Genomic DNA, 20,441 nt, shown 5'->3' with positions numbered 1-20,441 from the left:
GCAGGAGCTTTTTTGTAATTACTTATTCGTTAGTGCTTTTTGAATTTCTTCAAGTACTTGTTCTGCACCTTCACGACTTAGAACGATCTTACCGTTGCCAATTGCAAGGTTGTCATCAGAAACTTCTCCAGTTACTTGGCAAGTCATGTTTGGCTTATATTTCTTAAGTACAATACGGTCGTCATCCACATAAATCTCAAGCGCATCCTTTTCAGCGATGCCAAGAGTACGACGTAATTCGATCGGGATTACAACACGGCCTAGTTCGTCAACTTTACGTACAATTCCAGTAGATTTCATGATACATTTCTCCCCTATTCCCAATTTTTTTATTAAATACGTCATGATTCGACAAATTTCTCTATTTATGGTTTATATAATACCAGTGTTTCCCATAACCGTCAATCCTTTTCAAAGGGTAAATATTTCCTAATATGAAGCTGTTTTTAACGGTTTTTGTGAACTGATACTATGAAAATACGAACCATTCATGCTATGAAGTTTCGACATATTTTTCGAGAATCCTTCGACAAAATGGGGGTTTGTCGATTCTATTTTGCGAATCAGTGACATTCTTGCATTTCTACCTTAAATTAGGTATATTTTGATGAAGAAGCACTACCATTTAACCAGCAACGATAAAGCTAAGGCTATAATGCTGATTGAATTTGATGAAGAGAGTTTTGAATGCTCTCGTCCTGTTTGGACGGGGGCTTTTTATCCCTTATTTAAAAATAGCTGCAACACAGTGTTAACTAACGATCATCAGCGTAAATAAAAGGAATTGACCTTTTGTTTCACTAGATAATGGTTTGATTCAAGGAGGAAAGCGACATGGGTGACAAAACGTTCTACATTACGACCCCGATTTATTACCCGAGTGGTAAGCTGCACATCGGCCATGCATATACAACAGTAGCTGGAGATGCGATGGCAAGATACAAACGATTGAGAGGATTTGACGTACAATACCTCACAGGAACGGATGAACATGGACAAAAGATTCAAAAGAAAGCGCTAGAGCAAGGCGTTACTCCTCAACAGTATGTGGACGATATCGTCTCAGGGATTAAAGACCTTTGGGACAAATTAGATATCAGCTATGATGATTTTATTCGAACAACTGAAGAGCGCCACGAGAAAGTTGTCGAGAAGATCTTTCAAAAGATGTACGAGAAAGGTGATATCTACCTTGATCAATATGAAGGCTGGTACTGTACGCCTTGTGAATCCTTCTTTACTGAGCGCCAGTTAGTTGACGGAAAGTGTCCTGACTGCGGTAGAGAAGTAGAAAAAGTTAAGGAAGAATCGTACTTCTTTAAAATGGGTAAATATTCAGATCGACTTTTGAAATTCTACGAAGATAACCCTGAATTTATTCAGCCCGAGTCTCGGAAAAACGAAATGGTAAATAATTTCATTAAACCTGGACTTGAAGATCTTGCCGTTTCAAGAACTTCTTTCGACTGGGGTGTTAAAGTCCCGGGCGATCCTAAGCATGTCATTTATGTTTGGATCGATGCTCTATCGAATTACATCACCTCCCTTGGTTATGGAACAGACGATGAGGAGCTATACAATAAGTTCTGGCCAGCCGATGTTCACCTAGTAGGAAAAGAAATCGTTCGCTTCCATACGATTTATTGGCCGATCATGCTCATGTCTCTTGAGCTTCCTTTACCGAAAAAGGTATTCGCGCACGGTTGGCTCCTCATGAAGGATGGCAAGATGTCAAAGTCAAAAGGAAATGTGGTTGACCCTGTCACGTTGATCGATCGCTACGGACTTGATGCTCTACGTTACTATTTACTGCGTGAAGTTCCATTCGGATCAGATGGAGTTTTCACTCCTGAAAGCTTCGTGGAACGTATCAACCATGACCTAGCTAATGATTTAGGGAACCTTTTAAATCGCACGGTGGCGATGATCGATAAATATTTTGATGGACAAGTTCCAACGTATAGCGGGTCTGTAACGGAATTTGATGACAACCTTGTAGCACTAGTTGAACAAACGGTAGAGAAGGTTGAGCAATCTCTTGATAATATGGAGTTCTCAGTAGCATTGACGTCCATTTGGCAACTCATCAGCCGTACGAATAAGTATATCGATGAAACACAGCCATGGGTGCTTGCAAAGGATGATTCAAATAAAGAGAAGCTTGGAGCTGTTATGGTTCACCTTGCTGAGTCATTGAGACAGGTTGCGATTATGCTTCAACCATTCTTAACTCAGACGCCTAAGAAAATTTGGACTCAGCTTGGGATTGAAGAAGGAGAGCGTACGAGCTGGGATTCTCTTACGTTCAAACCTGGTTATGGTGGTACTAAGGTTCAAAAAGGTACACCATTATTCCCTCGCCTCGACCGTGATGAAGAAGTAGCACACATTGTCGAAGAGATGGGCGGCAATCAAGTTAAGGAAGCACCAGCTGTCGAGAAACCTGACCTAGACGAAATAACGATTGAAGATTTTACGAAAGTAGACCTTCGTGTTGCACAGGTATTAGAAGCTGAACCTGTCAAGAAAGCGAATAAACTTCTTAAACTTCAATTAGACCTTGGTTATGAAACGAGACAAGTTGTTTCTGGTATTGCAAAACATTACAAGCCAGAAGAACTGATTGGTAAAAAAGTTGTATGCGTCTCTAACCTGAAGCCTGTAAAACTAAGAGGTGAACTTTCAGAAGGCATGATCCTCGCTGGTGAACATGACGGTGAACTGAAGCTGTCAACAATAGCTGACAGTTTACCAAATGGCACACAAATTAAATAATTGACGTAAGACTCGGTCCTTGGACCGGGTCTTTTTTACTTTTAATTTCACAATATATTCCTTGCAATAGTTCTCTTTTACTATCAGCAATTCCTTTTTAATAACGAAAAATAGTTTTAAGATAACAATAAAATTGGGTGTTATTTGTCGTTTGTAACGGAATTGTAATTGAATTGAAACTGTTTAGCATTAGAAAATAACTAGTACATTTGATACACTTGCTTCGTACTATACGGAAAAGGAGTTTTTTTCATGCTATTCGACACGCACACCCACTTGAACGATGAACAATTTTCCGAAGATAAGAAAGAGGTTATTGATCGCGCTCGAGAAGCTGGGGTAAGTAAGATGATTGTCGTTGGTTTCGACCATGAAACAATAACGAATGCGATGAAGCTTGTTGAAGAGTATGACTTTCTATACGCTGCAGTAGGTTGGCATCCGGTAGATGCTGTCGACATGAAAGAGGAAGACCTGGCGTGGATTGAAAAGCTCGCAGAACATCCGAAGGTAGTTGCCATAGGCGAGATGGGACTTGACTATCATTGGGACAAGTCACCACATGACATTCAAAAAGAAGTTTTTCGAAAGCAAATACAACTTGCAAAGAAAGTGAAACTACCGATCATCATACATAACCGTGAAGCGACAAGGGATGTTATCGATATTCTTAAAGAAGAAGATGCATCTGAAGTTGGCGGCATCATGCATTGCTTCGCAGGCACAGTTGAAGAAGCAAACGAGTGCTTGGACATGAACTTTTATATTTCTTTAGGTGGTCCAGTAACATTCAAAAACGCAAAACTACCAAAAGAAGTAGCGAAGGAAGTGCCTCTTGAACGCCTTCTTGTCGAAACTGATTGTCCATTTCTTGCCCCTCATCCTTACAGAGGGAAACGGAACGAACCATCGTACGTTAAGCTAGTAGCTGAACAGGTTGCTGATTTAAAGGACATGGAATACGAAGACTTGGCTAAAGTAACTTTCGACAATGCGATGCGGTTATTTGGAATACAACGTTAAAAAAGATACTGTCGATCGATGATAAGTTAGGCTTTTTGAAATAAGATATTCACCCTATAAAAGTGAAACCTATTTCTTTATGATTTCCCCCTCATTTTGCGAGGAACATAGCGTCAAATCTATTAAACTTGCAAAGTGCGGGACTTGTGTGAGAATGAATGAAGCTTTTCTTTATGAAACAAAGACGGTTCTAGGAGGACTCTAAAACGATGAAAACCAAGATGCAAAGTTTTTCCGCTAATACCGGAAAGAAAATTTTTATGGCGCTATTGAGCGTGGTTGTGCTAGGTTTAGTCTCCGGCTTTATCGTGTTTGAAACTACAAAAGCTTCAGTAACACTTGTCCTAGATGGGGAAGAGAAGCTAGTTAAGACGCATGCTAATACGGTTGGAGATGTGTTAAAAGAACAAGAAGTTGATGTTGGAGAATACGATTATGTCAACCGTGACCTTTCAGCTGAGTTAACTAGAGGGAATCGAATCATCTGGAAACCTGCGATGGAAGTTACGATAAAGGTGAACGGTAAAGAAGAACGTGTTTGGACTACGAAAGATACAGTTAAGGAATTACTAGCTGAAGAGAAGATCAACTTAAGTGAACATGACCAGCTATCAGTTTCGATGGGTAGTGAACTTAAGAAAGACATGGAGATTTCAATTACTGAAGCATTCCAAGTAAATGTCAATGACGGCGGGAAACAAACGGATGTTTGGACCACTTCGACTACGGTCGCTGACTTTTTAGAACAGCAGAATATTGAACTCGGAGAACTCGACCGCGTTGAGCCAGGTAAGGAGACTAAGCTTAAATCAGGATCTGACATCAACGTTGTAAGAGTAGAAAAAGTCACCGATGTAGTGGAAGAATCGATTGATTTTACAACAGTTACTAAGAATGATAGCTCAATGCAAAAGGGCAAAGAAAAGGTTATCAATTCAGGTAAAAATGGTAAGGAAAAGAAGCACTATGAAGTGGTTCTTGAGAACGGTAAAGAAGTTTCGAGAGAGCTTGTGAAAACAGAAGTAGTAGAAAAAAGTAGCGATCGTGTTGTTGCAGTTGGTACACAGGTGATCAAGCAGACAGCAGCTAAGAAAAAGACGGCTCCAACCGCTTCAACAACGAAGAAAAAATCTACTTCATCATCAAAACCTTCAAGTGGTAAGGTCTTATATGTATCAAGTACTGCTTACACAGCGAATTGCTCTGGATGCTCAGGCATCACGGCTACTGGTTTTAACTTGAAGTCTAACCCAGGTGCTAAAGTTATAGCTGTTGATCCTAGCGTTATACCTCTAGGTTCAAAAGTACACGTTGAAGGATACGGTACAGCTATTGCAGCGGATACTGGTGGTGCGATCAAAGGAAACAAGATCGACGTATTCTTCTCTTCAAAATCAGCTGCCTATGCTTGGGGACGTAAGTCAGTGAAAATTACGATTCTAAATTAGGACAAGATCTATGATATGCTAGTAACACAGAGGGGGATTTTTCTCTCTCTGTGTTTTTTATATGAAAAATAAAAGACTTTGATGGACATAGCTATTAATATAGACGAATTAGGAATCGAAAAGGTTTCATTTCTGGAGGACGTATTGTGAAAGTTAAAGAAATCATTATAGTAGAAGGAAAGAATGATTCACTAGCTATTAAACGAGCGGTTGATGCTGATACATTAGAGACGAATGGTTCTGAGATAAGCGAAGAAACGCTTAAGAGGATTGAACTTGCTGCGAAAAAAAGAGGGGTTATTATTTTTACAGATCCCGACTATCCGGGCACTCGTATAAGACAAATTATTAGTCAAAGGCTTCCATCCTGTAAGCATGCCTTTTTAAACAAAAAGTATGCTATATCTTCAAATGGAAAAAAGGTTGGTATTGAACACGCCTCATCCGAAGCGATTCGTGATGCAATCCTCACGGTAAGAGAAGAGTTTGAGGCACCAGAGATATTGATCGAATGGGAAGATTTAATCGACGCTGGTCTCGTCGTTGGTCCATACGCTAAGGCGAGAAGGCAGGCGCTAGGTGAAAAGCTACAAATGGGCTATATGAATGGAAAGCAGCTCTATAAAAGACTACAGATGTTTCAGATTTCAAAAGAAGAATTTATACTCGCATTTGAAGAAGTATTACAGGAGGAACAAGAATGAATAAAGAAATATCAACACCTGTGAGAACGAAAGCAATATTAGAAAAGTACGGTTTTACATTTAAGAAAAGTTTAGGCCAAAACTTTCTGATCGATTCGAACGTCCTTACAAAGATCGTTAATCAGGCAAACCTTACGGCTGGATCTGGCGCAATTGAAATTGGCCCTGGGATTGGTGCGTTAACAGAGAAGTTGGCTAAGCAAGCAAATAAAGTAGTCGCGTTTGAAATTGATCAAAGGTTACTACCGATTCTCGCGGATACGCTATCTCCATACCCGAATGTCACCATACGTCATGCTGATGTTCTAGAAGCTGATGTACACAAAGTGATCGAAGAGGAGTTTGAGAGCGGGCAAGATTTAATGGTAGTTGCAAACCTTCCTTATTATGTGACGACACCTATATTAATGAAACTTCTAGAAGAGAAACTACCTGTACGTGGCATCGTCGTGATGATACAGAAAGAAGTAGCTGAGCGTATAGCCGCCAAACCAGGTTCAAAGAACTATGGCTCACTTTCTTTAGCTGTACAGTACTATGCTGAAGCTAAGACGGCACTTACCGTACCTAGTACAGTCTTTGTTCCAAAGCCTAACGTAGACTCTGCGGTTTTACACTTAGAGTTAAGGAAAGAGCCGCCGGTAGATTTGCTTAGTGAAAAGTACTTTTTTGAAGTGATTCGTGCAAGCTTTGGACAAAGAAGAAAGACGCTAATGAATAATCTGCAAAATAATTTATTAAGTAAAGATAAAAAGCCAATGATTGAAGAAGTTTTAAAAGAAACTGATATAGAAGGCAGTCGACGTGGTGAAACGCTCTCTATGGAAGAGTTTGCAAAGCTTAGTAACGCTTTTTATCGTCGATTAGAAAGTTAAGACACTTCAAATGAAGTGTCTTTTTTAATGTCCATTTAGAAATTGCCTGTTTCAAGCTTTTCCTACGAGTTCATCTTTTTACTGAGCTTTCATATAGTAAAAAAAGAGTGATGCTTTAAGCAAAGAGGTAAAGCGGCCTGGGGGGAAGACAATGACAATGAAAGAAGGAGATATCGTAGCCAGGCGTTCATATGGCTGTGATTTAATTTTTAGGATCACTAAGGTGAATGAATCAACTCAGATTGTTGAGCTTGTAGGAGAAGATATGAGATTGATCGCTGATTCACCAGTTGATGATCTTGTGCTGATCGATACGAAGGAGCACAAGTCGAGACAAGAGCAAATAAAGGAAAAGGAGGACTATTCTATTCGATTGTTTCGTCAAGATTATCAACTTTTACGAATGAAGAGAGAATATACCGCTACAAACCACTTTAAGAAGGAAACAAGTTTTTTCGAAATACCAGGGAAAATCCTTCATATAGATGGCGATGCATTATATTTAAATAAATGCCTAGAAATGTATAAGCGGTTAGGTGTGCCCGTCTATGGTATTTATATGAAGGAAAGTGAAATTCCTGAGAAAATCATCAAGCTCGTAAACAACGTCAGGCCAGATATTCTCGTGATCACAGGTCATGATGCATATAGTAAACATAAGGGTGAGAAAAAAGACTTACAATCCTATCGGAATTCGCGATATTTTGTTCGTGCTGTAAAAGAAGTGAGAAGTGTTTTTCCAAACCTTGATCACTTAGTTATTTTTGCAGGAGCCTGTCAATCACATTTCGAATCGTTAATTCGCGCTGGTGCAAATTTTGCGAGTTCTCCTTCAAGAATTAACATTCACATGTTGGATCCGGTGTTTATCGTTTCAAAAATTGCATTAACCTCCTTCACTGATCACGTTAATGTGTGGGATGCTCTTCGGAATACACTAACGGGAGAAGATGGTCTTGGGGGAGTAGAAACAAAGGGGATTCTTAGAACTGGTATGCCGATGAAAGACCACGAGGAATATTCAGAATAGGATGAAGGATGGTGATCTCACCATCCTTCAATCGCGTATTTGAAGATTTTTAAGCGCATTCACATATTTTTCGACAAACTTGCAAAGACTAAATTTACACATCTTTGATAAATAACAATTGACATAGTTTTTAATTGGTTGTTATAATTTAAGTTTTATTTGACAAAACGGCGCAAAAGATGTTATAATTTGTCTAAGTGAGGTGGATGTTCCTATGGCAAAAACGATCGTAGAGATCAAACAGACGTTACAATCCCAAGTTGGCAAACGGTTGACCTTGAAGGCAAACGGAGGTCGCAGGAAGACAATTCAACGTTCAGGCATCCTTGAAGAAACCTACCCGGCAGTGTTCATTGTTAAGCTAGACCAGGACACAAATGCGTTTGAACGTGTCTCTTACAGCTACACGGACGTACTGACTGAAACAGTACAGTTAACATTTAACGAAGAACAAGCAGCAGTAAGCGGTTAAGGCGATCGGTCTAACTGCTTTTTTTGCTTTTTTAACGAGCTACTTGTTGCAATGCTTCCCATTATTGGATACATATTAAGGGGATAGCAACTTCTTTCGATTCTAACACTAAGAGTGTCACAGGATTGAAAGGAGCTGAATTCGCATGGGCAGACATAAAGGAATCATGTCAGACCATTTGAAGGAAGAAATTGCGAAAGAGCTTGGATTTTATGATACGGTTCAGAAAGAAGGTTGGGGAGGAATCAAAGCTCGCGATGCAGGTAACATCGTGAAGCGTGCTATTGAAATGGCACAAGAACAGCTTGCAAACCAACAAAAACACTGAACCCTGTGACGAGGGACCCCGGCTTAATGCCGGGGTTTTTTGTTTGGGGTTGAGAGATGCCTCCAGCGCTTGTCGAGTCTAGACGGCCACTTCCGCTTTTCTGGTGTCCAGCTGCAACTCGCAGAAATTCCGATATTTCACTCTTTCAACAGAACACAAAAAACGTGTTCTATTTCAAGAGTTCCAATATCTACATTTCTAAGCGCTCGTTTCCGCTTTTCTGGTGTCCAGCTGCAGTGGCCAGGTCCTCGATCGCTTCAACTTACAATTCGAACACAAAGAACGTGTTCAATTTGTAAGTCTCCAGCGCTTGTCGGACCTAAACGGCCACTTCCGCATTTCGAATACAACTCGCAGAAACTGCGATATTTCACTCTTTCAACAGAACACAAAGAGCGTGTTCTATTTCAAGAGTTCCAATATCTCCGTTTCTAAGCGCTCGTTTCCGCTTTTCGGTTGTGTTACAATTATTCGGAGAAATAAAATTGTCGAACGGTAGAACTAAAATGAAGGTGAACGAGATGAAGAAATTAAGTGTGAAGGCACCGGCGAAAATCAATTTGGCGCTTGATGTGTTGTATAAACGATCTGATGGTTTTCATGAAGTTGAGATGGTGATGACGGATGTAGATCTAGCTGATCGCTTGGAGCTTTCCGAGCTAAGGTACAATAGCATTGTTCTTGAGTCAACCAGTGGCTTCGTTCCAGATGATAAGAGAAATTTAGCTTATCAAGCAGCTGCATTATTGAAAGAACGCTTTTCGATCAAGAAAGGGATATCGATTAAGATCGATAAACAAATTCCAGTTGCTGCAGGATTGGCAGGTGGGAGCAGTGACGCTGCTGCGACTCTTCGTGGATTGAATGAGTTTTGGGAGTTAGGCCTTAGTTATGATGAACTTGCAGAGCTTGGGTCAGAAATAGGTTCTGATGTTGCGTTTTGCGTATATGGTGGCACAGCAGTTGCGAGAGGAAGAGGGGAGATCATTACACCGATCGACGCACCCCCGCCATGCTGGGTCGTTCTTGCGAAGCCTTCAATCGGAGTTTCAACTGCTGATGTGTATAAGAGGCTAAACACATCCAATATGGTTCACCCTGATATTAAAGGGATGATAAGTGCAGTAGAATCAAAGGATTACGATTCGATATGTGCCAAGCTCGGCAATGTACTAGAGGATGTTACACTCGAACTTCATCCTGAAGTCCGTCAGATTAAAGAAAAGATGGAACAGCTTGGTGCTGATGGTGTCTTGATGAGTGGTAGCGGCCCAACTGTGTTTGGATTAACGAGACATGAATCGCGCATGCAAAGAATTTATAACGGATTAAGAGGATTTTGTGATCAGGTTTATGCTGTTAGGCTGCTCGGTGAGAAGAACCCTTGATAAAATCCGTATGTTAATGGTATATTATTGTTAATTATTCGGATTTTGGAGGTTCTTCTATGAAGATGAAGCGAAGTTCTCGACTGGTGGACATGACAAGGTACCTACTTGAGCATCCGCATCGGTTAGTATCATTAACAAATTTCTCTGAACGATATGGAGCAGCTAAATCCTCCATTAGTGAGGATCTTGTAATCATCAAAGAAAACTTTGAGCAACAAGGTGTGGGCTCACTGCTAACAGTCCCTGGCGCAGCAGGGGGAGTGCGGTACATCCCATTGATTAGTCGTCCCGAAGCAGATAAAGTCGTTTCTGAACTCTGTGAGTTTTTAGAAAGTCCAGAACGGTTATTGCCTGGTGGATATTTATATTTAACAGACATTCTTGGAAATCCAGAAATGATGAATCAGGTAGGGCGCTTGTTTGCTTCTGTCTTTGCGGATCGAGACATCGATGTGGTTATGACGGTAGCTACAAAAGGGATTCCGCTCGCATACGCAGTTGCGAGTCATTTGAACGTACCAGTCGTGATCGTTCGTCGAGACAGTAGAGTAACGGAAGGTTCTACTGTGAGCATTAATTATGTCTCAGGGTCTTCGAAACGAATTCAAACGATGGCTTTAGCGAGAAGAAGCCTACAGCCGGGGGCAAATGTGTTAATCGTTGATGATTTCATGAAAGTAGGTGGAACCATTCAAGGAATGGTGAATCTTCTTGAAGAATTTCAGGCTGAAGTAGCGGGAATCGGTGTTCTCGTTGAAGCAGAAGGTGAAGGAGAAGAAAGGTTAGTTGAAGAATATGTATCGATGATGAATCTCGGTGGAGTCGATATGAAACAGCGAACCATTCAAGTAGCTCCAGGGAACTACAGAGATTTTCTCGAGAATTCAACACAAGGAGTGGAAACCGAATGAAGAACGTGTTTACGCAAGAAGCACCAGAAGCAATTGGACCATATTCTCAAGGAATCATCGTTAACAATTTATTTTATAGTTCAGGTCAAATCCCGTTGAAGCCAGATGGAACCATGGTTGGTGAAGGTATCGAAGAACAGACGAATCAAGTATTTGCTAACGTTAAAGCGGTTCTTGAAGCTGCTGGCTCTTCATTAGAAGACGTAGTGAAAACGACGGTCTTTATAAAAGATATGAATCAGTTTGGCTCTATCAATGAGGTATATGGGGAGTATTTCTCAGAACATAAGCCGGCTAGATCGTGCGTAGAAGTAGCTCGATTACCAAAAGACGCATTAGTAGAAATGGAAGTCATCGCTCTCGTTCGATAAAACACTCAATTTTTGGGTGTTTTTTTATATCTATATAAATTTTTATAACATTTTTTATTTTTTGAAGAAGGGATTTTTGTAAATAAGTTGAATATTGCATATATGCTCTAACTAATGGAAAAAGGTGGTGTACTATCAGGTGGAAATTACAGATGTTCGCCTACGTCGTGTGAATACGGAAGGACGCATGCGCGCAATCGCTTCCATCACTATGGATCATGAATTTGTTGTTCATGATATTCGTGTGATTGATGGAAATAACGGCATGTTTGTAGCGATGCCAAGCAAAAGAACTCCAGATGGAGAATTTCGCGATATCGCTCATCCGATTTCCTCGAATACAAGGGAAAAAATTCAATCAGCTGTCCTAGCTGAATATCATCGTGTTGGAGAAATGGAATCCGCATATGAAGAAGCAGGTGCTTCTTAATAGGTGAAAGCCCGGTCAATCGACCGGGTTTTTTTATGTGCAAAGAAATCGGTCTCTACATTAATATGGAAGAGTTGTTTCAAGAAATTGACGATTAGTTCATTTGAAATGTAAAATGCTTGTTATTTAGGGAACTTCCTTGAAAATAAGGGGTTTTTAAGATATAGTCATAGTGGAAAAAAAGGATACAATGGAGGTTCCATATACATGAATAGATACGCAGTGGTATTGGCAGCAGGTCAAGGTACACGTATGAAGTCAAAGCTATACAAAGTCCTTCACCCTGTTTGTGGAAAGCCGATGGTAGAACATGTCGTCGACCAACTTAATGCGCTTGAGCTAGAAAATGTTGTGACTGTTGTTGGGCACGGAGCTGAAATGGTAAGTGAACAGCTAGGGAAGCGATCTGAGTATGTTCTTCAGGAAGAACAGCTTGGTACAGCTCATGCGGTTATGCAAGCTAAAGATATCCTTTCTGATAAGGATGGAGTAACGCTAGTTGTATGTGGTGACACCCCTTTGATTACGAAAGAAACGATGGATTCACTTCTTTCATATCACGAAGAGCAAAATGCTAAAGCTACGATTCTTACTGCAAAAGCAGATAACCCGTTTGGTTATGGCCGTATTATCCGTGATGATCATGGAAGCGTTCAGCGTATCGTCGAACAAAAAGATGCAAACGAAGCAGAACAAACAGTAACTGAAATTAACACAGGTACATACTGCTTTGATAATAAAACACTCTTTGAGACGTTGCAGTTAGTGAATAATGAAAATTCACAAGGTGAGTACTACTTACCAGATGTCGTTGAAATTCTTCAGCAAAAAGGAGAAATTGTAGCTGCTTATCAAACGGCAGATTTCAATGAAACCATGGGAGTTAATGACCGTGTAGCTCTTTCTCGTGCAGAACAAGCTATGAAAAAGCGTATTAATGAGAAACATATGCGTAATGGAGTTACTCTTATCGATCCAGATGCAACGTATATTTCCCCTGAAGCGGTTATCGGACAAGACACTGTAATTTATCCTGGTACGACTATTAATGGAGAAGTTGTTATCGGTGAAGAGTCTGCTATTGGTCCGAACAGTGAAATTAAAGATAGTAAAATCGGTAGTAAGAGTGTAGTGAAGCAATCTGTCGTTCATAATAGCGAAGTAGGCTCAGAAGTTACAATTGGACCTTTTGCTCACGTGCGTCCTTCTTCTCAAATTCACGATGGCGTAAAGATCGGGAATTTCGTAGAAGTGAAGAAGTCAGTAATGGGAGAAGGAAGTAAAGCCTCTCACCTCAGCTATATCGGCGACGCTGAGATCGGTAAAGATGTGAACCTCGGCTGTGGTTCAATCACCGTAAATTACGATGGTAAGAATAAATACCTCACAAAAGTAGAAGATGGAGCGTTTATTGGCTGTAATGTAAATCTCATTGCACCTGTTAATGTAGGTAAAGGAGCTTTTGTAGCAGCAGGCTCAACCATCACAGATGATGTGCCTGAACAAGCCTTGTCAATTGCGCGTTCTCGTCAAACAAATAAAGAAGACTATGCTTCGAAATCAACCGAAAAGTAATTTTGAAACAATAAGAAAGCAACGTAGTGCGAATCAGCGCTCTGTCACCTGAGCGTTTGTACTTTTCTTATTAAATAATGGAGGGGTAACGGCCAATGGCTAATTATTTAGATCCAAACTTGAAAGTGTTTAGTTTAAACTCGAATCCTGACCTTGCGGAGGAAATTGTTGAACATATTGGTGTTCATATGGGAAAGTGTTCGGTAGTTCGTTTTAGCGACGGTGAGATTCAGATTAATATTGAAGAAAGTATTCGTGGTTGTGACGTGTATGTTATTCAGTCAACATGTTCACCTGTAAACGAAAACATCATGGAACTTCTTATTATGGTTGATGCTTTGAAGCGTGCTTCTGCAAAAACCATCAATGTCGTGATTCCGTATTACGGCTATGCACGTCAGGACCGTAAGGCAAGATCAAGAGAGCCTATAACGGCTAAGTTGATGGCTAACTTGCTCGAAGTAGCAGGTGTTTCCCGTTTGATCACGCTCGATCTTCATGCGTCTCAAATCCAGGGATTCTTTGATATTCCTGTCGATCAACTACTCGGTGTACCAACACTTGCTAAACATTTCGAGGAGAAAGATTTAGATGATATCGTAGTCGTTTCTCCGGATCACGGTGGTGTAACAAGAGCTCGTAAACTTGCAGAACGTCTAAAGGCACCAATCGCAATCATCGATAAGCGTCGCCCGCGTCCAAATGTGGCGGAAGTGATGAACATCGTCGGAAATATTGAAGGCAAAACTGCGATCATTATCGACGACATCATCGATACTGCAGGTACGATTACGCTAGCAGCAAATGCCCTCGTAGAGAACGGTGCAAAAGAAGTATATGCTTGTTGTACACACCCTGTTCTATCTGGACCGGCAATCGAAAGGATCGATAATTCTAAGATTAAAGAATTAGCTGTAACGAATACGATCCCGCTACACGAAGAAAAGCAAATCGATAAGATCACTCAACTATCCGTTGCTCCTCTTCTAGGTGAAGCAATTATCCGTGTTCATGAGCAGCTTTCTGTCAGCAAACTCTTCGATTAAGAAAAATAAGATTTAAATACAAGGTTTATTACTTACTGGATAAGGGTATTCATATAGAAGACATAAAACCTATTCAGGAAGGTGATTTCCAAATGGCAGCAACATTAAAAGCATTAGATCGTAATACAACAAAGAGAAGCGAATTAAGAGTACTACGTGAAGAGAAGGAAGGTCTTCCGGCGGTACTATACGGCAAGGATCGTTCAAGCGCACCGGTGTCAGTCGATGCTCTTGAATTTGTCAAAGTCTACCGTGATGTAGGTAAGAACGGTGTGATTGAGCTTGATTTTGAAGGACAGGGAAAATATCCTGTAATGGTGTATGACTTACAGGTAGATCCTCTGAAAAACCAAATCTTGCACGTAGATTTCTATTCAGTAGACCTTGATAAAGAAGTTGAAGCTGAAGTTCCTGTTCACTTAAAAGGAACTGCACAAGGCGACAAAGACGGTGGCGTTGTACAGCAAATGCTTCATGAAATCACAGTAAAAGCAAAACCTAATGATTTCCCAGATAGTATCGATGTTGATATTACAGAATTGAATGTAGGAGACGCTGTTCTCATCAGTGATCTTCCGACAAGTAGTAAATACGAAATTGTGGTTGATGGAGAAGAACCGATTGCATCTGTCGTTCCTCCAACGAAAGAACCTGTTGAAGATGAAGAAGAAGCAGATGAAGTGGCAGAAGAGCCACCTGCTGACGAAGTTGAAGAAACAGACGATGAAACAACGAAAACAGAATAAACAGCAAAGACGTAACCTGGTCGGTTACGTCTTTTTTACAGAATTAATTTCTTCGATCGATGAATATTGAATGGTTTTTTTGATACGATAGAAGAAAAGTAACGAAAGGTAGGACGTTAACAGTTGAAACTTATAGTAGGCCTCGGAAATCCTGGTAAAAAATTTAATAACACACGCCACAACGTTGGGTTTATGGCGATAGATGAACTTTCAAAGGAGCTCGGCATCTCCGTCGACCAAAAAAAGTTTAATGGGCTATATGGAAAAGGTATGGTGAATGGAGAGACGGTCTTTTTACTCAAGCCGCAAACTTATATGAATCTATCCGGTGAATCGGTTAGACCCTTGATGGAATACTTTAATATTGAGGTGGATGACCTTCTTGTCATTTATGACGACCTCGATCTACCGACTGGTAAAGTGAGACTTCGTCAGAAGGGAAGCGCTGGTGGCCATAACGGGATGAAATCAATCATCGCTCACGTTCACACCCAAGAATTTAAGAGAGTGAGAATTGGAATTGATCGTTCTGGTAGAGACTCTGTTATCGACTATGTGCTAAAACCATTTTCAAAAGAAGAACAACCACTAATTGAAGAAGCAATTGAGCGAACAGTAAAAGCTTGCGAAGCTTGGACAACTGAGTCCTTCCCGGAAGTGATGAATCAATACAACGCTTGAATATCCGTTCTTTCTCCCGTCAATACTAAAATTAGGTAATGACAGGGAGGAAAAACGATGACTATTCATTATGTATGTCGCCATTGTGACGTGCAGGTTGGTACCTTGAATCAAAACGATTGTTCAGCAGAAGGATTGGGCTTTCATCAGCTTACACAAGAAGAGCGGCAATCGATGCTTGAATATAAACAGGATGGTACAATTACGGTGAAGACGATCTGCGAGGATTGTCATGAAGCGATGGAAAGAACACCATCTTACCATGAATTAGACACATTTATTCAATAAGAGGCTTTGGGCGGAAACCAAAGCATTTTTGCGTTCTTAAAAGAGATTCACTGCTTTTAAGAATGAGAGGGGAGAATAAGCAAACGATGTTAGGCCTAAGAGAATATTTTAGTAAAGGTGATGAGTTTCAGTCTATTTTTTCCGGTGTGAAAGAAGGACTCAAAGAGCAGCTCGTAGCAGGCTTATCTGGTTCTGCACGAATGCTTTTGATGGCTTCCCTTTACCACGAAACAAAACGTCCCCAGCTCATCATTACCCATAACTTGTTTCAAGCTCAAAAACTATATGAGGATATGAGTGAACTGGTTCCGGCGGATGAAGTCTACTTATACCCGGTAAATGAACTGATCTCTTCAGAAATTGCGATCGCTAGTCCAGAGCTTAGAGGTCAGAGAATGGAAGCCTTAAATTATTGGATTGAGAATAAGAAAGGAATCGTAATCGCACCAATATCTGGTGTTCGTCGCTATTTGCCCCCAAAAGACATATGGGAGAAAAGCCAGGTTACGTTTAAGGTTGGAGATGACATCCCTTTAGATGAAACGCTCAATAGATTTGTATCGCTTGGATATGACAGGGTACCAATGGTATCTTCTCCAGGCGAATTTAGCGTGCGTGGTGGTATCATCGACGTCTATCCATTAACAGAGAACAATCCAATTCGTATTGAACTTTTCGATACTGAAGTAGATTCGATACGGTTCTTTGATATTGAATCGCAGCGTTCTGCTAATAAAACAGAACAAATTACGATCGGTCCTGCAGAAGAAGTCGTGCTGTATCCTGAACAATTCGAAAAAGGGGCAGAACGACTGCAGAAAGAACTACAGGCTTCACTGAAAAAGGTAAAAGACCAGAAGGCCAAGGAAGCGATGCATCAAAACATCACATATGAAATTGATCAGTTAAAAAACATGCAAAACTTTCAAGGCATCATTAAGTACATGGACTTTTACTACAATCAACCAGCCAGTTTACTAGATTATTTACCGGATGATGGACTGGTCGTTTTTGATGAAGTCAGCCGTATACAAGAAATGTCTTCAGAACTGGACAAAGAAGAAGCTGAGTGGCAAACTGCTTTGTTAAAACAAGGAGAAATCGTTTCTTCTGTTTCGTTATCGAGGTCTTATGATGCGTTATTTACTCAACCTGAACACGTTACTCTATACTTATCGATCTTTTTGAGGCATGTTCCTTATACGAACCCTCAAAACATCATCAATGTTTCTTGTAAAGCGATGCAGAATTTCCATGGACAGATGAAGGTGTTAACGAGTGAAATCGAGCGCTGGAAGAAAAGTGGGATGGCCATTGTTTTTCTTGCAGCTACCGAAGAGCGGCGTAAACGCTTAGAACGTGTGTTAGAGGATTATGATATTGACGCGATGGTGGTAGAACAAGATTCACCGATCTCACATAATAAACCGCAAATGTTGATCGGCAGTCTTAATGGAGGCTTTGAGCTTCCAATGCAAAAGCTTGCTGTCTTAACAGAAGCAGAAGTGTTTACTAAGCAGTCTAAAAAGCCGCGTCGCTCACAAAAGATGTCCAATGCTGAACGGATTAAGAGTTATTCCGAGTTAAAAGTCGGTGACTATATTGTTCACGTAAACCATGGTATCGGAAAATACCTTGGCATAAAAACACTTGAAGTGGGAGGAATCCACAAGGACTACCTCTATGTTAGCTATGCAGGGAATGACAATTTATACGTACCGGTAGATCAGATCGACCAGGTTCAAAAATATGTGGGGTCTGAAGGAAAAGAGCCTAAGTTATATAAGTTAGGCGGAACGGAATGGAAGAAAGTTAAGCGAAAAGTACAATCATCTGTTGAAGATATTGCAGATGATTTGATCAAGTTATACGCGGAACGTGAAGCAAGTGTCGGTCATAGCTTTGAAAAAGACACGCTTGAGCAGAAGGAATTTGAAGCTGCCTTCCCATACCAAGAAACTGATGATCAACTAAGAGCGATCCAGGAAATTAAAGAAGATATGGAAAAGTCTCGTCCGATGGACCGTCTCCTATGTGGTGACGTAGGGTATGGAAAAACGGAAGTGAGTATTCGTGCGGCATTTAAAGCAATTATGGATGGAAAACAGGTTGCTTTACTCGTTCCTACCACAATTCTTGCGCAGCAGCATTTTGAAACGATACGAGAGCGTTTTGCTGACCACCCTATTAATATAGGGTTACTAAGTCGCTTCCGTTCAAGAAAAGAGCAAAATGAAACGTTAAAAGGTTTGAAGAACGGAACGGTCGATATTGTAATCGGGACGCATCGTTTGCTCTCGAAGGATGTTACCTATAGTCAATTAGGATTGCTGATTGTGGATGAAGAACAGCGATTTGGCGTCACACATAAAGAGAAGATCAAGAAACTTAAAGCAAATGTTGATGTTCTTACATTAACTGCTACTCCTATTCCGCGAACGCTTCACATGTCGATGCTTGGAGTGCGAGATCTTTCTGTCATTGAAACTCCTCCAGAAAATCGTTTCCCAGTCCAAACGTATGTGGTTGAACATAGTGGAACGTTAGTGAGAGAAGCGATTGAGAGAGAACTTGCGCGTGGAGGCCAGGTTTACTTCCTATATAATCGCGTCGAGTCGATCGAGTATATGGCAGACCAAATCCAAACGCTCGTACCAGAAGCGAGAGTTACGTTCGCACACGGGCAGATGGGTGAAAACGAGCTCGAATCAGTCATGATTGATTTCCTTGATGGAAACTATGATGTGCTTGTAAGCACAACGATTATCGAAACGGGTGTAGACATCCCGAACGTAAACACGCTTATCGTGTATGACGGAGATAAAATGGGACTTTCACAGCTTTACCAATTAAGAGGGCGTGTAGGGCGATCGAATCGAGTGGCTTACGCATATATCACGTATCAGCGTGACAAAGTCCTTACAGAAGTTGCAGAGAAAAGATTGCAAGCGATTAAGGAATTCACTGAATTAGGTTCAGGATTTAAAATTGCGATGCGAGATCTTTCCATCAGAGGTGCGGGAAATTTACTTGGAGCTGAGCAGCACGGATTTATCGACTCGGTAGGTTTTGACCTGTATTCTCAAATGCTTAAGGATGCCATTGAAGAGCGAAAAGGTGAGAAGCCGAAAGAACCTGAGTTCACGGTCGAAATCGATGTTGAAGTCGATGCGTATATTCCAGGTACGTACATTAGTGACGAAAAGCAAAAGATCGATATGTATAAACGCTTCCGTTCAATTGATTCGTTAAAAGACATCATGGACCTTCAGGATGAGATGATGGATCGATTTGGTGATTTCCCAGAAGAAGTGGATTACTTGTTCCAAATTTCTCGACTGAAGGAAATGGCGAAAGAATTGAAGGTTGAAAAGATTAGTCGAAGTAAAAAAGATATCAAGCTTCTTTTCCATGAATCTGCACGTGATGCGATCGGGGGAGAAACGATTTTTGAAGTGGCCAATGAATATGGAAATAAATTAGCCCTAGGTGCAGACGGCAATAAAGTCTCGATCACAGTTAAAGGTAGGGGTCTTGAAACCAAACCTCATCTTCAGCTCGTTGAACAAGTACTAAAGAAAATTAAAAAAGCGATGAAGCAGCCGATGAACGCGAAATAAAGGCGATTTTGGGTGAACAACATAAATTTGACAGTTTTATGAATAGAACTCAATAGACGAAAAGATACTAATGGAAAGATATTGTAGATCAGCTAATCATCAATGGTTGAAGAAACTTACATTTCTAGAAAGCGAGGCAACTTAGATGAAAGCAACAGGTATCGTTCGTCGTATTGATGACTTAGGTCGTGTTGTCATACCAAAAGAAATTCGCAGAACCTTAAGAATAAGGGAAGGAGATCCATTAGAAATCTTTGTGGATCGTGAAGGAGAAGTTATTTTAAAGAAATACTCTCCGATTAGTGAGCTCGGTGATTTTGCAAGAGAATACGCTGAATCCCTGGCAGAGCACTCTGGACATATTGCGTTGATCTCAGATCGAGACGTGTACATTGCGGCTGCAGGTGGTCCAAAGAAAGAATACTTGAACAAGAGCATTGGGAGCACTGTAGAAAAGTCTATGAATGAACGTAAATGTCTTTTGAATCCTGCTAGTGCAGAGCTTATTGACAGTGTTCCCAATGACACTGGACACGTTATCGCTCCGATCATTGCGAATGGGGACCCGATCGGATCAGTTATTCTACTAGCGAAAGAAGCAGAGCAAGTCACAGAATTAGAACAAAAGCTCGCAGAAACTGCAGCTGGCTTTTTGGCCAGGCAGATGGAGCAATAGGACAAGCTATGGAGGCCGTGCAGCCTCCATTTTTTATTTGAAAAAGATGAT

At 40.8% G+C, this 20,441-nt stretch carries 20 protein-coding genes; 19 read left to right on the top strand and 1 reads right to left on the bottom strand.

The features are described from left to right. Nucleotides 1-18: 18 nt before the first annotated feature. Complete coding sequence (locus tag ACXAHI_RS20510; protein WP_270182917.1) at nt 19-300, bottom strand: AbrB/MazE/SpoVT family DNA-binding domain-containing protein; 282 nt, start codon at nt 298-300, stop codon at nt 19-21. A gap of 534 nt (nt 301-834) precedes the next feature. Here ACXAHI_RS20510 and metG point away from each other — a divergent pair. The 19 genes from metG (at nt 835) to spoVT (ending at nt 20,390) form a co-directional block, all read left to right on the top strand. After that, nucleotides 835-2,775, top strand: a complete 1,941-nt coding sequence (gene metG / locus ACXAHI_RS20505; protein WP_474850905.1) for a methionine--tRNA ligase — start codon at nt 835-837, stop codon at nt 2,773-2,775. Nucleotides 2,776-3,027: 252 nt separating this feature from the next. After that, nucleotides 3,028-3,798, top strand: a complete 771-nt coding sequence (locus tag ACXAHI_RS20500; RefSeq protein ID WP_474850903.1) for a TatD family hydrolase — start codon at nt 3,028-3,030, stop codon at nt 3,796-3,798. Between the two features lie 209 nt (nt 3,799-4,007). Further along, nucleotides 4,008-5,246, top strand: coding sequence for a ubiquitin-like domain-containing protein (locus tag ACXAHI_RS20495; RefSeq protein WP_474850900.1), 1,239 nt, complete (start codon nt 4,008-4,010; stop codon nt 5,244-5,246). Nucleotides 5,247-5,392: 146 nt separating this feature from the next. Continuing rightward, a complete protein-coding gene (gene rnmV / locus ACXAHI_RS20490) occupies nt 5,393-5,950 on the top strand; it encodes a ribonuclease M5 (RefSeq protein WP_474850898.1) in 558 nt (185 codons plus the stop codon). Then, complete coding sequence (rsmA, locus tag ACXAHI_RS20485) at nt 5,947-6,825, top strand: 16S rRNA (adenine(1518)-N(6)/adenine(1519)-N(6))-dimethyltransferase RsmA (RefSeq protein WP_474850896.1); 879 nt, start codon at nt 5,947-5,949, stop codon at nt 6,823-6,825. The genes rnmV and rsmA overlap by 4 nt, the downstream gene beginning before the upstream one ends. 151 nt (nt 6,826-6,976) lie before the next feature. Further along, nucleotides 6,977-7,855, top strand: a complete 879-nt coding sequence (gene yabG, locus ACXAHI_RS20480) for a sporulation peptidase YabG (protein WP_474850894.1) — start codon at nt 6,977-6,979, stop codon at nt 7,853-7,855. Nucleotides 7,856-8,069: 214 nt separating this feature from the next. Further along, on the top strand, nt 8,070-8,327 hold the full coding sequence (gene veg / locus ACXAHI_RS20475; RefSeq protein WP_270182910.1) for a biofilm formation stimulator Veg: 258 nt from the start codon (nt 8,070-8,072) through the stop codon (nt 8,325-8,327). Between the two features lie 145 nt (nt 8,328-8,472). After that, a complete protein-coding gene (locus tag ACXAHI_RS20470) occupies nt 8,473-8,655 on the top strand; it encodes a small, acid-soluble spore protein, alpha/beta type (RefSeq protein WP_224885480.1) in 183 nt (60 codons plus the stop codon). 521 nt (nt 8,656-9,176) lie between these two features. Next, a complete protein-coding gene (gene ispE, locus ACXAHI_RS20465) occupies nt 9,177-10,043 on the top strand; it encodes a 4-(cytidine 5'-diphospho)-2-C-methyl-D-erythritol kinase (protein ID WP_474850892.1) in 867 nt (288 codons plus the stop codon). Between the two features lie 59 nt (nt 10,044-10,102). Next, the gene (gene purR / locus ACXAHI_RS20460) at nt 10,103-10,957 is read left to right on the top strand and encodes a pur operon repressor (protein WP_474850890.1); all 855 of its coding nucleotides are present in this window, start codon (nt 10,103-10,105) and stop codon (nt 10,955-10,957) included. Next, nucleotides 10,954-11,328, top strand: coding sequence for a RidA family protein (locus ACXAHI_RS20455; protein WP_474850888.1), 375 nt, complete (start codon nt 10,954-10,956; stop codon nt 11,326-11,328). Before purR ends, ACXAHI_RS20455 begins: the two co-directional genes overlap by 4 nt. A 139-nt stretch (nt 11,329-11,467) precedes the next feature. Next, nucleotides 11,468-11,758 carry a septation regulator SpoVG gene (gene spoVG / locus ACXAHI_RS20450; protein ID WP_224885464.1) on the top strand — a complete coding sequence of 97 codons (291 nt, stop codon included), beginning with the start codon at nt 11,468-11,470 and terminating at the stop codon, nt 11,756-11,758. 207 nt (nt 11,759-11,965) lie between these two features. After that, complete coding sequence (gene glmU / locus ACXAHI_RS20445) at nt 11,966-13,333, top strand: bifunctional UDP-N-acetylglucosamine diphosphorylase/glucosamine-1-phosphate N-acetyltransferase GlmU (RefSeq protein WP_474850886.1); 1,368 nt, start codon at nt 11,966-11,968, stop codon at nt 13,331-13,333. Nucleotides 13,334-13,428: 95 nt separating this feature from the next. Continuing rightward, nucleotides 13,429-14,379 carry a ribose-phosphate diphosphokinase gene (locus ACXAHI_RS20440; protein ID WP_270182906.1) on the top strand — a complete coding sequence of 317 codons (951 nt, stop codon included), beginning with the start codon at nt 13,429-13,431 and terminating at the stop codon, nt 14,377-14,379. A gap of 92 nt (nt 14,380-14,471) precedes the next feature. Next, nucleotides 14,472-15,125 carry a 50S ribosomal protein L25/general stress protein Ctc gene (locus tag ACXAHI_RS20435; protein WP_474850884.1) on the top strand — a complete coding sequence of 218 codons (654 nt, stop codon included), beginning with the start codon at nt 14,472-14,474 and terminating at the stop codon, nt 15,123-15,125. Between the two features lie 123 nt (nt 15,126-15,248). Beyond that, the gene (gene pth / locus ACXAHI_RS20430; RefSeq protein WP_474850882.1) at nt 15,249-15,806 is read left to right on the top strand and encodes an aminoacyl-tRNA hydrolase; all 558 of its coding nucleotides are present in this window, start codon (nt 15,249-15,251) and stop codon (nt 15,804-15,806) included. A 57-nt stretch (nt 15,807-15,863) separates the two neighbouring features. Beyond that, complete coding sequence (locus ACXAHI_RS20425) at nt 15,864-16,094, top strand: anti-sigma-F factor Fin (RefSeq protein WP_474850880.1); 231 nt, start codon at nt 15,864-15,866, stop codon at nt 16,092-16,094. An 86-nt stretch (nt 16,095-16,180) separates the two neighbouring features. Then, on the top strand, nt 16,181-19,714 hold the full coding sequence (mfd, locus tag ACXAHI_RS20420) for a transcription-repair coupling factor (RefSeq protein ID WP_474850878.1): 3,534 nt from the start codon (nt 16,181-16,183) through the stop codon (nt 19,712-19,714). Nucleotides 19,715-19,859: 145 nt separating this feature from the next. Continuing rightward, entirely contained in the window at nt 19,860-20,390 is a 531-nt protein-coding gene (gene spoVT, locus ACXAHI_RS20415) for a stage V sporulation protein T (RefSeq protein ID WP_270182901.1), read from the top strand. Nucleotides 20,391-20,441: the final 51 nt, after the last annotated feature.

The organism is Anaerobacillus sp. ABD4_527 (genome assembly GCF_056160805.1).
This window is presented reverse-complemented; position numbering and strand designations above follow the sequence as displayed.

Bases quoted from the DNA above. Each gene is read 5' to 3' on its own strand.
- ACXAHI_RS20510 (WP_270182917.1), bottom strand. From the start codon at position 300: ATGAAATCTACTGGAATTGTACGTAAAGTTGACGAACTAGGCCGTGTT.
- metG (WP_474850905.1), top strand. From the start codon at position 835: ATGGGTGACAAAACGTTCTACATTACGACCCCGATTTATTACCCGAGT.
- ACXAHI_RS20500 (WP_474850903.1), top strand. From the start codon at position 3,028: ATGCTATTCGACACGCACACCCACTTGAACGATGAACAATTTTCCGAA.
- ACXAHI_RS20495 (WP_474850900.1), top strand. From the start codon at position 4,008: ATGAAAACCAAGATGCAAAGTTTTTCCGCTAATACCGGAAAGAAAATT.
- rsmA (WP_474850896.1), top strand. From the start codon at position 5,947: ATGAATAAAGAAATATCAACACCTGTGAGAACGAAAGCAATATTAGAA.
- yabG (WP_474850894.1), top strand. From the start codon at position 6,977: ATGACAATGAAAGAAGGAGATATCGTAGCCAGGCGTTCATATGGCTGT.
- veg (WP_270182910.1), top strand. From the start codon at position 8,070: ATGGCAAAAACGATCGTAGAGATCAAACAGACGTTACAATCCCAAGTT.
- ACXAHI_RS20470 (WP_224885480.1), top strand. From the start codon at position 8,473: ATGGGCAGACATAAAGGAATCATGTCAGACCATTTGAAGGAAGAAATT.
- ispE (WP_474850892.1), top strand. From the start codon at position 9,177: ATGAAGAAATTAAGTGTGAAGGCACCGGCGAAAATCAATTTGGCGCTT.
- purR (WP_474850890.1), top strand. From the start codon at position 10,103: ATGAAGATGAAGCGAAGTTCTCGACTGGTGGACATGACAAGGTACCTA.
- ACXAHI_RS20455 (WP_474850888.1), top strand. From the start codon at position 10,954: ATGAAGAACGTGTTTACGCAAGAAGCACCAGAAGCAATTGGACCATAT.
- glmU (WP_474850886.1), top strand. From the start codon at position 11,966: ATGAATAGATACGCAGTGGTATTGGCAGCAGGTCAAGGTACACGTATG.
- ACXAHI_RS20440 (WP_270182906.1), top strand. From the start codon at position 13,429: ATGGCTAATTATTTAGATCCAAACTTGAAAGTGTTTAGTTTAAACTCG.
- ACXAHI_RS20435 (WP_474850884.1), top strand. From the start codon at position 14,472: ATGGCAGCAACATTAAAAGCATTAGATCGTAATACAACAAAGAGAAGC.
- ACXAHI_RS20425 (WP_474850880.1), top strand. From the start codon at position 15,864: ATGACTATTCATTATGTATGTCGCCATTGTGACGTGCAGGTTGGTACC.
- mfd (WP_474850878.1), top strand. From the start codon at position 16,181: ATGTTAGGCCTAAGAGAATATTTTAGTAAAGGTGATGAGTTTCAGTCT.
- spoVT (WP_270182901.1), top strand. From the start codon at position 19,860: ATGAAAGCAACAGGTATCGTTCGTCGTATTGATGACTTAGGTCGTGTT.